This window comes from Pseudoxanthomonas sp. 68-E7 (assembly GCF_057773145.1).
The window spans coordinates 473,560-486,812 of sequence record NZ_JBYMTI010000003.1; the positions used below are offsets into that span (position 1 = coordinate 473,560).

Consider the following 13,253-nt stretch of genomic DNA (forward strand, 5'->3'; position numbering starts at 1 on the left):
GATCAGGCCTCCAGCCGCTGGCGCGCATCGTGGTGCGCGGCCAGGAACGCGCGCAGTGAGGCCGGCTTGACCGGTTTGGTCAGCAGCCGATAGCCGCGCTCGCGCGCGCGCTGTTTCAACTCGTCGCGGCCATCGGCGGTCAGCAGCGCGCCGGCCACCGGTCCCGGGCTGGCGGCACGCAGCGCGTCCAGCGTGTCCAGCCCGTCCAGGCGATCGTGCAGGTGGTAGTCGACCAGGATCACGGTGGGCGCCGCGCCGATCCGCTCCAGCGCTTCGTCGACGGTGGTGGCCGTGATCACCTCCACCTGCCAGCGCCCAAGCAGCGCGCGCATGCCATCCAGGATCTCGCGATCGTTGTCCACGCACAGCACCCGCAGCCCGGCCAGCGAATCCGCCGCGAGCGCGCGGCGCGGCGGAGTGGCCGGTGCGTGCATGCGGGTCGCGCGCGGAACCACGATCGAGAACATGCTGCCGCGATCCACCCGGCTGCGCGCGTCCAGGTGATGGCCGAGCAGGCGCGAGATGCGCTGGCAGATCGACAGGCCCAGGCCGAGCCCGCGTTCGCCCCAGTCGAACGGCTGCTGGTAGCGATGGAATTCGTCGTAGATCTGGCGCATGTGGTTTTCCGGAATGCCCGGGCCGGTGTCCCACACCTGCAGCGATACCTTGCCGTCCAGCACCCGCATGCCCAGCACGATCCGGCCCTGGCGGGTGTAGCGCAGGGCATTGGCCAGGAAGTTCTGCAGCACCCGCCGCAACAGTCGGCGGTCGGTGCGCACCGGCAGCGCGCGCGCGTGTACCCGCAGATCCAGGCCGCGTCCGGCGGCGACCGGCGCGTACTGCGCGGCCAGCTCGCGCAGCAGTTCGCCGGCATCGAAGTCGCCGATCTCCACCCGCAGGCTACCGGCATCCAGCCGCGACACGTCGAGCAGGCCGTCCAGCAATTCCTCGGCAGCGCGCAACGAGGCGTCCACGCGTTCGGCCAGGTGCCGCTGTTCGCCATCCTGCTCGCCATCGCGCAGGGCGGAGGCGAACAGGCGGGCCGCGTTCAGCGGTTGCAGCACGTCATGGCTGATGGCGGCGAGGAAACGGGTCTTGGACTGCTGGGCGGCCTCGGCGGCGCGGCTGCGCTCGGTGACGCGCTGCTCCAGGTTCTCGTTGGCCTCGCGCAGCGCCTGCTCGGCGCGCTTGAAGTCGGTGATGTCGTTGTAGCTGGTGACATAGCCGCCACCCGGCAGGGCCTGCCCGCGCATCTCGATCACCTGGCCGTCGCTGCGCACGCGCTCGAACACGTGCGGCGAGCCGGCACGCATGTAAGCGATGCGCTTTCCGATCTGCGCATCGATGTCGCCTTCACCCAGTTCACCGCGCTCGGCGTTGTAGCGGATCAGGTCGGCGACGGGACGGCCGACGTAGAGCATGCCGTCCGGATAGCCGAACATCTGCTGGTAGCGTCGGTTCCAGGCGACCAGCCGCATCTCCGGGTCGACCACGCTGACCCCGGCGGCGATGTTTTCCAGGGTGGTGGACAGGATCTCGCGATTGAAGCGCAGTTCTTGGCCGGCCTCGTCCAGCACCGCGACCACTTCGCCCAGTTCCATGCCCGAGCCGCGCAGTACGCTGGTCAGGACGATGCGTGCCGACGCCGCGCCGATGGCGGCGGCCAGCAGGCGCTCGGTGAACTGCACCCAGGCGCGATCGGCCGAGGCGTGCGGCTGCATTTCGCGGCCCAGCGCCTGCGCCTGCTCCAGGAACGCGCGGCGCGCATGGCGCTCGCCGACCACGCGCTCGGCCAGGGTCTGCAGATCGCCCACCCGCACGCTGCCGGGCCACTCGCCTGCGACCAGCGCGGGGCGCTGCGCGTATGGATCCAGGAACGGCGCCGCGCGCAGGCGATCGTCCACGCCGGGGCGCCAGCGCGCGGAGATCACCATCATCGCGCCGGTGTTCACCAGCAATGACCAGAACGTACCGTGGGTGAGTGGATCCCAGCCGCTGAGGCCGAACAGCTGGTGCGGGCGCAGCCAGGCGATGCCGAATGGCCCGGTCGCGATCCAGTTCGCGTCGAACCAGCCGGCCTGGGTCATGGTCGGCAGCAGCAGGGTGTAGATCCAGGTGCCGAAGCCCAGCAGCATGCCCACTTCCACGCCGCGCCGGCTGGCGCCACGCCAGTACAGGCCACCGATCAGGCCGGGCGCGAACTGGGCGACCGCGGCGAATGCCATCAGGCCGTAGGACGCCAGCGTGCTGTCGTTGCTGCTGCTGCGATAGTAGGTATACGCGGTGAGCGCGAGCAGCAGGATCGCGAACCGGCGGATCCACAGCACCCGCGAGGCGACGTCGGCTTCGGCGTGGTGCTCGGCCCAGCCGCGTCGCAGCAGCACCGGCATCACCAGATCGTTGCTGACCATGGTGGCCAGGGCGATGCTGGCGACGATGACCATGCCGGTGGCGGCGGAGAAGCCGCCGACGTAGGCGACCAGGGCGAGCGCCTTGCTGCCGTCGGCCAGCGGCAGGGCGAGGATGAAGCTGTCGTCGGCCACGCCGCTGCCGATGCCGAAGGAGGCGACGCCGGCCGCCGCGATCGGCACCACCATCACCGAGATCAGGACCAGGTAGGCGCCGAACAGCCAGCGCGCGCGGCGGATGTCGCCGACGTCGCTGCATTCGACCACTGCGACATGGAACTGGCGCGGCAGGCAGACGATGGCCAGGAATCCCAGCAGGGTCTGGGCGACGAAACCGATCGGCGGCGAGTTCTCGAACAGCGTGCGCGCCGACTCGGTGACCGGAATCGAGCGGCCCTGCAGCCACAGGTAGGCGAACAGGCCGACCGCGATCATCGCCACCAGCTTGACCATCGACTCCAGCGCGATCGCCAGCATCATGCCGTGGTGGTGCTCGGTGGCGTCCACCTGGCGGGTGCCGAACAGCGCGGCGAACAGCGCCATCAGCAGGGCCACGTAAAGAGCGGGATCCGAGAAGAAGCCGTGCGCGCCGCCGGCCTGGCCGGTCAGCACGCCCAGGCTCATCGCCACCGCCTTGTACTGCAGGGCCAGGTAGGGGACGACGCCGATCAGGGCGATCACCGTCACCAGTGCGGCCAGCCGGCGCGAGCGGCCGTAGCGCGAGGAAATGAAGTCGGCGATGGAAACCGTGTTTTCGCTGCGCGCGATCAGCGCCAGCCGCTCGATGATGCGCCAGCCGAACAGCAGCAACAGCAACGGGCCCAGGTAGATCGGCAGGTAACCGATGCCGTTGCGTACCGCGCTGCCGACCGCGCCGTAGAAAGTCCAGGACGAGCAGTAGACGGCGAGCGCCAGGCTGTAGACCACCGGCCGCAGCCAGGGGCGATCCGGATACATCGGACGGCGATCACCCCACCACGCCACCCCGAACAGCAGCGCGGCGTAGCTGATGGACACCAGCAGCAGGATCCAGCTCGAAACCAACGCCGCCCTCCCGGCGTCCGACACGGGAGCAGCGTAGCAGCGGAGCCGGTCGTGCTCTACATCGCCGCGCGGAACCGCGCGGGAATGCCGACCACCGGCAGGCGCCGCCCGTCAGCGGCCGAGCAACTGGCGGGCCACGGCCTCGGCCTGGCCACGCAGCTCGGGAATGGCGGTGGTCTCCCACAGGCTGCCGATCCGCAGGCTGCCCAGCACCCACAGATCCGCCTGGGCGTGGCCGTCGGCATTCAGTACCCGGCCGGCATCGTCGGTGGCGATGCCGATGCCGTGGGGACCGGTCCGTGCGTGACCCTCGCCGAGCAGTTCGGTCAACAGCGGATTGCGCATGGTCGGCACCCGCATCTCCACCCCGGTCGCGTTCACCACGCGGTCCACTTCCAGTTCCAGGCCGGGTTGGCCCCGCACGTTCGCGCCGACCTGCACGCAGCGCCCCACCTGCATCACGGTGTCCAGGCGGCCGCGATGCAGCCGCAGCTGCCCGCGATCGATCAATGCCTGCAACTGCTGGTGCACGGACACCGCGACCCGGTGCCGGTGCACGTCCCACAGGCGCACGACGTGGCGCAGGAAACGTCGCTGGTCGGCTTCCGACAGGGAACGCCACAGCGCCTGTCCGTGCGGACGCAGGCGTTCCATCACCGCCTGCCAGGGCAGGCCGGCGGCGGCCGCCTCGCGCACGCGCTGGCGGACGAAGCGCAGGCGCGCACGCAGATCCAGCGGCAACAGCTGGGCGGGCTCGAAATCGGCGACCGCGTGGGCGGCATGCGGCTGCGGCAGCCAGCCGTGCCGTGACAGCACGTGGATGGTGCCACGGTGTTCGGTGGCGACGAAGCTCAGCACCGCGTCGACCATGCTCAGGCCGGAGCCGACGATGCACAGGCGCGCGTCGCCGGGCACCGCGCGCACCGCGTCGAAATCCCAGGCCGACAGGCTGGCCTCGGCGGACAGGCCGTTGGCGCCGCGTGCCGGCAGCGGGCGTGGCCGGTTGCCGACCGCCAGCACCACCGCGGCGCTGTCGGCTTCCACGCCATCGGCCAGGCGCAACCGCCAGCCCTGCGATTGACGGTTCATCGCCATCACCGGCTGCGCGACCCGCACCAGCGTGGCGACGCTGGCGTCGCGCGCGCGGGCCAGGCGATCACGCAGGTATTCGCCGTAGCGATGGCGCTCGACGAAAGCCGGCGCCAGCGCCGCGCGTTCCCGCGGATCGCGGGACAGGAAGTCGAGGAAATCCTCGGGCCGGTCGTTGAACGCGCTCATGCGCTGCACGGGCACGTTGAGCAGATGCTCCGGATACGGCGTGGCATAGGCCACGCCCTGCGCGAGCGTGGGTTGCGGTTCGTAAAGGGCGATGCGCAGCGGCGTGGTCGCCGCATGCAGCAGGTGAATCGCGGTCAGGACGCCGCTGGCGCCTCCCCCGATGATGGCGATGTCATGGGCGAGGCCCGCGGGTACGCTGGTCATGCCGGCATTGTAGTGGATCGATCCGTGCAGCCTCATGCTGGCTTGGCATCAGTGGCGCATGAACGTGCAACGCAAACTTCACAAACGCGCGAAAACCTTTGTCCTTCAAACCCTTCAGCATTTGATTTTCGTTACATCAGCGAATCGGCCAGTCGCGCGATGCCGTCGCGGCTGCGCCGCCATGCGGGGCGACGCGCCCAATCCTCGGCCCGCACGCCATGCGCATCGCGCAAGTAGGCCGCTTCGATCCCGCGCAATCGGGCGACGACATCAGCGTCGTAGCACAGCAAACCGATTTCCGCGTTGAGCGCGAACGAACGGATGTCCAGGTTGATCGAACCGACCAGCGCGACGTCGTCATCCACGCTCATGTGCTTGGCGTGCAGGAAATGCGGCTCGTACAGGGCGATGCGCACGCCGCAGGCCAGCAGTTCGGCGTAATACGATTCCTGCGCCCAGGCGGTCAGGCGCTGGTTGTTGCGCGCGGACAGGATCAATTGCACGTCCACGCCGGACAGCGCGGCGATGCGCAGGGCGCTGAGCGTGGCGTCGTCGGGCACGAAGTAGGGCGTGGCCAGCACGATGCGCCGCTTGGCCAGGTGGATCAGCGCGTTCACCGCGTCGCGCGCGTTCTCGAAGGGATAGGCCGGTCCACTGGGCAGCAGTTGCGTCGGCATCGCGTCCGCGCCGGCGTCCTGGACCGGATCCACGTGCAGGCGTTCGCCGGTCTCCAGGTACCAGTCGCTGGCGAACACCGCGTCGAGCTGGGCGACGACGGGACCCTGTACCCGGGCGACCAGTTCGCGGTTGGGGTAGCCCGGGATGAAGGCGGCATCGGCGAGATTCTGCGAGCCGATGAAGCCGATGGAACCATCGATGACCGCGATCTTGCGATGGTTGCGCAGGTCCATGCGGCCGCTGCGGCGCCAGCGCAATCCGCCGGGCAGCAACTGGTGGACCTGCACGCCGGCGTCGCGCAGGCGTCGCGCATAGCGGCGCCAGCCGCGCTTGGCGCCGACCGCGTCGAGCAGCAACCTGCACTCCAGGCCACGCCCGGCCGCGCGTTCCAGCGCCGCGGTGATCGCATCGCCGACCGCGTCGTCGAACATCAGGTAGTAGAGCAGGTGGACGTTCCTGCGCGCACCGTCGATCGCGGCTATCAGTGCCTGCAGGGAGCCGTCGTAGTCGTCGAGCAGTTCGACCGCGTTGCCGCGGACGGGCATGAACGCGCCCTGCCGCTCGACCAGCGGCGCCATTTCCGCGGCGATGCCGGTGCCGCCGTGCCAGCGCAGCGTGGCCAGCGGAACCTGTTCCTCCCGGATCACCTGCGAGGCGCGCGCCTGCCGCTGGATGCGTTCGCGCGAGAGCCAGGGATGTCCCAGCAGCAGGTAGGCCGGCAGGCCCAGCAGCGGCACGAAGCCGACCAGCAGCATCCAGCTGCGCGCCGCGGCCGGCGAGGTGCGGCTGGGAATCCACAGCAGCGCGGCCAGCCGGATCACCCAGTCGAGGATCAGCAGTACGGTTCCCAGGGACCAGTCCATGCGGCGCCTGTCATAGGAGCGATGGCTGATTCTGGCCGCAGTCCGCGCAAACCGGAAGGTCGGGATTTGTTGGGTGGTTTTTTTTTCGAGGGCCTGACGCGGTGAGGCTGCGCGATGAGCCATCGCTTCTCAACAGTCGTCTGGCGGGTCAAGCTCCCGTCGCCCGCTCCCTTTCCAGCCATGAGGCTGTCGAGAAACGTTGCAAAGGAGCCAACCGTCGCTGCCAGGTTCCAGCGCCGGAAAACTGCCGTTCCTCCCCCTTCGAAGAAGGGGGACCGAGGGGGATTTGTTCTTTCTTGCGGGCAAACAAAAAGCCCGCCTTGCGGCGGGCTTCGGTGGATGCGGATGCGCTCGCCGGAGCGGGCGCATCACGGCATCACTTGATCTTGCCTTCCTTGTAGATCACGTGCTTGCGCACGACCGGGTCGTACTTCTTCATTTCCATCTTGCCCGGGGTGTTCTTCTTGTTCTTGTCCGTCGTGTAGAAGTGGCCGGTGTTGGCCGAGGAGATCAGACGGATCTTGTCACGCTTGGATGCCATGGTCGTTTACTCCTCAGATCTTCTCGCCGCGGGCACGCAGCTCGGCCAGAACGGAGTCGATGCCGTTCTTGTCGATGGTGCGCAGGGCATGCGCGGAAACTTTCAGCTTGATCCAGCGGTTTTCGCTGGCGACCCAGAAGCGGCGCTCGTGCAGGTTGGGCAGGAAGCGACGACGGGTCTTGTTGTTGGCGTGCGAGACGTTGTTACCGGTCTGCACACGCTTGCCGGTGACTTGGCATACGCGGGACATACGCACCTCGAAAAAGTTTGATGCTTCCCTTGGCCAGGGAGGCGGCGGCCCCACCGCATAGGACGCGGTGCGCAGATTGGGCAAAAAATCTGCTGTCGGCGGCGAGTCCAAGTTGCGCTTCCGGACTCACCCGGTCGGGGACCGGACACAGCGAGCCGCGCATTATGGCGGGCTTTCCCTTTGCCTGCAAGCACTTAGCCCCCAAACGGGCCCGGAGGCGGCGCCCGCCGCCCCCGGAACCGGCCGGTTCAGGCCGCCGGCAGGGCCTCCGGGGACCCGGCCGGGGCCTTGCGGCCGTGCAACCAGCGGTACAGCACCGGCAGCACCAGCAGGGTCAGCAGGGTCGAGGAGACGATGCCGCCGATGACCACGGTCGCCAGCGGGCGCTGGACCTCGGAGCCGGCGCCGACGTTGAAGGCCATGGGCAGGAAGCCCAGCGAGGCCACCAGGGCGGTCATCAGCACCGGCCGCAGCCGGCCCAGGGCGCCGTCCGCCACGGCCTCGTCGAGCGGATCTCCCTGTTCCCGCAGGCGGCGGATGAAGGCGATCATCACCAATCCGTTCAGGACCGCCACGCCGGACAGGGCGATGAAGCCGACCCCGGCCGAGATGGATAGCGGAATCCCGCGCAGGGCCAGGGCGACCACGCCGCCGGTCAGCGCCAGCGGCACCCCGCTGAACACGATGGCGGCGTCGCGGACCGAGCCGAACGCCCAGAACAGCAGGGCGAAGATCAGGGCCAGGGTCACCGGCACCACCACCGCCAGCCGCTGGGTGGCCGAAATCAGCTGCTCGAACGTGCCGCCATAATCGATCCAGTACCCGGCCGGCACCTTCACCTCGCTGCCGACCCGTTGCTGCAGCTCGGAGACGAAACCGCCCAGGTCGCGGCCACGGACATTCGCCGTCACCACTACCCGGCGCTTGCCGTTCTCGCGGTTGATCTGGTTCGGTCCCAGGGTGCTGTCGATCTTGGCCACCTCGCGCAGCGGCACCGTCCTGGGCGCGTCGGCGAACCCGCCCATTTCGCGGCTGGATTCGTCGGCGTTGGCGTCGCCGGGCAGTGGAATCGGCAGGTCCTGCAACGCGGCCGGATCCTGGCGCAGGCGTTCCGGCAGGCGGATGACGATGTCGAATCGGCGATCGCCCTCGAACAACTGGCCGGCCACCTCGCCACCGACCGCGGTCGCCACCGTTTCCTGCACCACGCCGGGGTTGAGGCCATAACGGGCCAGCGCGCGTCGATCCGGGGTGATGGTCAACAGCGGCAGGCCGGTGGTCTGTTCCAGCTTGACGTCCGCCGCGCCCGGCACGGCCCGCGCCACCGCCTCGATGCTCCGGCCGATCTCCACCAGCCGGTCCAGATCGTCGCCGTAGAGCTTGATCGCCACGTCCGCGCGGACGCCGGAGATCAGCTCGTTCATGCGCATCTGGATCGGCTGGGTGAACTCGTAGTTGTTGCCGGGCAGCTGCTTCACCGCGGCCTCGATCTCGGCGACCAGCTGCGCCTTGGGCTTGCGCGGATCCGGCCACTGATCGCGCGGCTTGAGCATCAGGAAGGTGTCGGCCACCGACGGCGGCATCGGATCGGTGGCCACTTCGGCGGTGCCCAGCTTGCCGAACACGCGTTCGACTTCCGGGAACCGCTTGATGCGCGCTTCCAGGGTCGCCTGCATCTTCAGCGCCTGCTCCAGGCTGGTGCCGGGAATGCGCATGGCGTGCAGGGCGATGTCGCCTTCGTCCAGGCTGGGGATGAATTCGGACCCCAGCCGGGTCGCCAGCAATCCGCACACGACCAGCAGGGCGACCGCGCCCCCGAGTACCCAGCCGCGCCGGCGCAGCGCCCAGTCCAGGGCCGGCGCATAGGCGCGGCGCGCCCACTGCATCAACCGGGTGTCCTTCTCCTCCACCCGGCCGCGCAGGAACAGCGCGATCGAAGCGGGCACGAAGGTCAGCGACAGCAGCATCGCGCCGGTCAGCGCCAGCACCACCGTGATCGCCATCGGATGGAACATTTTTCCTTCCACGCCGGTGAGGGCGAAGATCGGCAGGTACACGGCGGTGATGATGCCCAGGCCGAACAGGCTGGGACGGATCACCTCCGCGGTCGCCGAGGCGGTGGTGTCCAGCCGCTCCTCCTCGTTCAACACGCGGCCCAGTTGGTGCTGCAACTCGCCGAATCGGCGCAGGCAGTTCTCGATGATGATGACCGCGCCGTCGACGATCAGGCCGAAGTCGAGCGCGCCCAGGCTCATCAGGTTGCCGGAAACCCCGCCGCGGACCATGCCGGTGAGGGTGAACAGCATCGCCAGCGGAATCACCGCCGCGGTGATCAGCGCCGCGCGGAAATTGCCCAGCAGCAGGAACAGCACCACGATCACCAGCAACGCGCCCTCGACCAGGTTCTTGGCCACGGTCTGGATGGTGCGATCCACCAGCACGGTGCGGTCGTAGACCGGGTTGGCCGACACGCCCGGCGGCAGGCTGCGATTGGCCTCGGCCAGGCGCGCGGCGGCGGCCTGGGCGACGTCGCGGCTGTTGGAACCGATCAGCATGAACACCGTGCCCAGCACCACTTCGTGTCCGTCCTGGGTGGCGGCGCCGTTGCGCAGTTCCGGACCCTCGCCGACCTCGGCCACGTCGCGCACCCGGATCGGCACGCCCTCGCGCCGATCCAGCACGATGTCGCGGATGCCATCCAGATCCGCGACCTGGCCCGGCGCGCGCACCAGGTACTGCTGGCCATTGCGCTCGATGTAGCCGGCGCCGACGTTCTGGTTGTTGGCGGCGACCGCGTCGACCACGTCGCGCAGGGTGAACCCCAGTGCGACCAGTCGCGCCGGATCCGGGGTGATGTGGATCTGCCGCGCATAGCCACCGATGGTGTTGACTTCGGTGACGCCGCGGGTATTTCGCAGCTGCGGCTTGATCACCCAGTCCTGCAGGGTGCGCAGGTCGGTGGCGGTCCATTTGCCGCCGTCCGGCTTGCGCGCGTCCGGCCTGGCGTCGACCGTGTACATGAAGATCTCGCCCATGCCGGTGGTGACCGGCCCCAGTTCCGGCTCCAGTCCGGGCGGCAGTTGCGACTTGACCTGCTGCAACCGTTCGGCGACCTGCTGGCGGGCGAAGTACAGATCGACGCCGTCGTCGAACACCACCGTCACCTGCGACAGGCCGTAGCGCGAGATGGAGCGGGTGTGGTCCATCCCCGCCAGGCCGGACAGCGCGGTCTCGATCGGGAAGGTGACGCGCTGTTCCGATTCCAGCGGCGAGTAGCCGGAGGCTTCGGTGTTGATCTGCACCTGCACGTTGGTGATGTCGGGGGTGGCGTCGATCGGCAGCTGGCGGAAGCTCCACGCACCCACGCCGATCAGCGCGAGGGTGAGCGCCAGCATCAGCCATCGGTGCGCGATGGCGAAGCGGATGATTTTCTCGAGCATGGCCGGGTCCTCAGTGTTCGTGGGAAGCGCCGGACTTCTCGATGTCCGCCTTCACCACGTAGCTCTGTTCGACCACGACCTGATCACCGGCCTTCAGCCCGGACAGGATCTCGACTCGCTGGGCATCGCGCTTGCCGAGCTTGACCGGGCGCACCTCGTAAGTGTCGCCGACCCGCACGAACACCGCATCGTTCTCGCGGAACGTCTGCAAGGCCGCCACCGGCACCACCAGCGCGGCGGGCTGCCGATCCACGGTGATGCGCGCGGTGATCGCCGAACCCGGCCGCCATTGGCCATCGGCATTGGCGATGGTCGCGCGCGCGACCGTGCTCTGGCTGGCGGTGGCGGTGCCGGGCAGCACCCGTTCCAGCGTGGTCTCGGCTTGCGCGCCGTCGCTGATGCGGGTGAGGGTGACCGGTGCGCCGGCGCGGATGTGCTGCGCGTCGAAGCCGAACACGTGCAGATCCACCCACAGGGTGGAGAGGTCGGCCACTTCGAACAGCGGGGTGCCCTCGGCGGCCACCGAACCGACCTCGGCGTTGCGCGCCAGCACCACGCCACTGATCGGCGTGCTGATCGTGTAGGTGGTCAGGCTGAGATTGCTCTCGACGGAAGCCAGCGCCTGGCCGGCGCGGACCTGATCGCCGACATTGGCGGAAAGCCGGCGCACCGGGCCGGGGAAGCGCGCGGCGACCTTGGCCACGCGGCCTTCCACCGGCGTCAGCAGGCCCTGCACTTCGTGTTCGTCGGCGATGATGCCGGGGCCGACCGGCGCGACCCGGATGCCGGTCTGCCGGGCGATGGGCGCGGCGATTTCGGTGCGGCCCTCGTAGCTCGGATAGGCCCAGCGCAGCGCGTTGCCGTTGACCTGCGCCAGCACCTCGACGTCGAAGGAATGCGGTTCCACCACTTCGGCCGTGCCGAGCAGGCTGCCGTCGGCCTGCGGCTGCAGGCGATGGCTTTCGCCGCCGCCGCCGAGGCGCTTGAGCCGCACCTCGACGCCGCCGGCGCTTGCCGGCAAGGGTTTGCCGTCGCGATACAGCCACGCCTGGAACTTCGGTGGCGTGCCGTCCTCGGCGATCGCCAGTTCCACCGTCACGCCGTCCTTTTCCAGCAGGCGGCCGCCATGCTGGCCGGTGCGTGCTTCGGTTTCCTCGCCGGCATGCTCGCCGGCCTCGTGATCGTGGGCTTCTTCGTTCTTGCCGCCGCAGGCGGCCAGGGCGAGGGTCAGCAACAACGGCGGCAACCACCGCGTGGTGTGATGGCGAAACGTCATGGCGTGGTTCCTTGTGCGGGGGCGGCGGCCACGAAGGCGCGGCCGGTCAGGCGCTGGATTTCGATCAGCGCGCGCTGGGCGTCGAGGGCGACTTCCAGTTGCTGGCGCCGGGACGCGATGCGTTCGGTCTGCAACTGCGCCCATTCCAGGTAACTGATGGCGCCGGCGCGATAGGCGCGCTCGGCCGCGCGTTCGGCCTTGGCCAGCTTCGGCAGCACGGCGTCCTGCAGGCGCTGCACTTCGAACTGCGCGGTGCGGTAGCGGCCATGCGCGTCGGCCAGGGTGGAGTACAGCGCCAGCCCTTCGGCCTCGCGCTCCACTTCCACCAGCGCCAGTTCCGCCTCGGCCGCGCGGATGCCGGGCGCGGCGCGGCGCGCACCGCCCAGCGGAATCGCGACGCTGGCCATCAGGCCGGTATCGCCGTTTTCCTGCAGGCGGCGAACGCCGAACTGCCAATCGACATTCGCGCTGCGCTCGCTGCGCGCCAGTTGCACGCGTGCTTCGCGGATGCGGCGCTCGTCGGCGAAGCGGGCCAGTTCCGGCGTGCTGTCCAGCAACGCGGCCAACTCGCCGAAGTCGGCCACCGCCGGCAGCGCCAGCGGATTGCCGGCCACGGTTTCGAAGCCCGGATCGCGCTCGCCCCACAGCGCGGCCAGATGCTGCCGCGCGGACGCCAGCAGGCGATCGGCGCGATCGCGCTCCAGTTCCGCGCGGGTCAACGCGGCCTGGGCGGTCAGCAGCACCGATTCCGGCGAGGCGCCGGCGGCCAGTCGCTGGCGCGCGGCGGCGACGGTGCGGGTGCGCTGCTCGATGTCGTCCAGCGCCACCGCGCGCTGGCGCTGGGCCGCGGTGATGGCCAGGTAACGACGCGCCACCTCGGCCAGCAGATCCAGCCGGCGGGTTTCGCGCTGGACCGCCAGTGCATCGATGCGGCTCTGCGCCAGCGCGCGGCGGGCATCCCACTTGCCGCCGCGTTCCAGCACGCCGGCCAGGGTCAGGCTGATCTCGGCGCCGCCGAAACCGCTGATGTCGCCGGTGCCGAGCGCGTTTTCGACCGATGCGCCGGCGGTGAGGCCCGGTCGCAGCGCGGCGATCTCGACCTCGGCCGCGAGCACGCGTTGCTGGCCGTCGACGAGGCGCAGGTCGGGATGGGTCCGGGCGACGCGCGTGAACGCATCGTCCAGGGAAAGGACAACAGGCGACTGTGCCCGCACGGGTAAGGCGGACACGGCCGCGAAGGCGGCCACTGCCGCCAGACGCAACCACATGGA

At 69.5% G+C, this 13,253-nt stretch carries 8 protein-coding genes; all 8 read right to left on the reverse strand.

Annotation, left to right across the window (positions count from 1 at the left end):
* Window positions 1-2: 2 nt before the first annotated feature.
* Complete coding sequence (locus AC3DE2_RS10230) at window positions 3-3,452, reverse strand: hybrid sensor histidine kinase/response regulator (protein WP_488426076.1); 3,450 nt, start codon at window positions 3,450-3,452, stop codon at window positions 3-5.
* A gap of 111 nt (window positions 3,453-3,563) precedes the next feature.
* Window positions 3,564-4,934: an FAD/NAD(P)-binding protein gene (locus AC3DE2_RS10235; protein ID WP_295378630.1), complete on the reverse strand. Its 1,371-nt coding sequence runs from the start codon at window positions 4,932-4,934 to the stop codon at window positions 3,564-3,566.
* Between the two features lie 131 nt (window positions 4,935-5,065).
* Window positions 5,066-6,475 carry a cardiolipin synthase gene (gene cls, locus AC3DE2_RS10240; RefSeq protein WP_488426078.1) on the reverse strand — a complete coding sequence of 470 codons (1,410 nt, stop codon included), beginning with the start codon at window positions 6,473-6,475 and terminating at the stop codon, window positions 5,066-5,068.
* A 376-nt stretch (window positions 6,476-6,851) separates the two neighbouring features.
* Window positions 6,852-7,016, reverse strand: a complete 165-nt coding sequence (gene rpmG / locus AC3DE2_RS10245; protein ID WP_295378633.1) for a 50S ribosomal protein L33 — start codon at window positions 7,014-7,016, stop codon at window positions 6,852-6,854.
* Window positions 7,017-7,029: 13 nt separating this feature from the next.
* Window positions 7,030-7,266: a 50S ribosomal protein L28 gene (rpmB, locus tag AC3DE2_RS10250; RefSeq protein WP_141455050.1), complete on the reverse strand. Its 237-nt coding sequence runs from the start codon at window positions 7,264-7,266 to the stop codon at window positions 7,030-7,032.
* Window positions 7,267-7,514: 248 nt separating this feature from the next.
* On the reverse strand, window positions 7,515-10,706 hold the full coding sequence (locus AC3DE2_RS10255; RefSeq protein WP_488426079.1) for an efflux RND transporter permease subunit: 3,192 nt from the start codon (window positions 10,704-10,706) through the stop codon (window positions 7,515-7,517).
* Window positions 10,707-10,716: 10 nt separating this feature from the next.
* Window positions 10,717-11,982, reverse strand: a complete 1,266-nt coding sequence (locus AC3DE2_RS10260) for an efflux RND transporter periplasmic adaptor subunit (protein ID WP_488426080.1) — start codon at window positions 11,980-11,982, stop codon at window positions 10,717-10,719.
* Window positions 11,979-13,250 (reverse strand): TolC family protein, encoded by a 1,272-nt coding sequence (locus tag AC3DE2_RS10265; protein WP_488426081.1) that lies wholly within the window; start codon window positions 13,248-13,250, stop codon window positions 11,979-11,981. The genes AC3DE2_RS10260 and AC3DE2_RS10265 overlap by 4 nt, the downstream gene beginning before the upstream one ends.
* Between the last annotated feature and the right edge of the window lie 3 nt (window positions 13,251-13,253).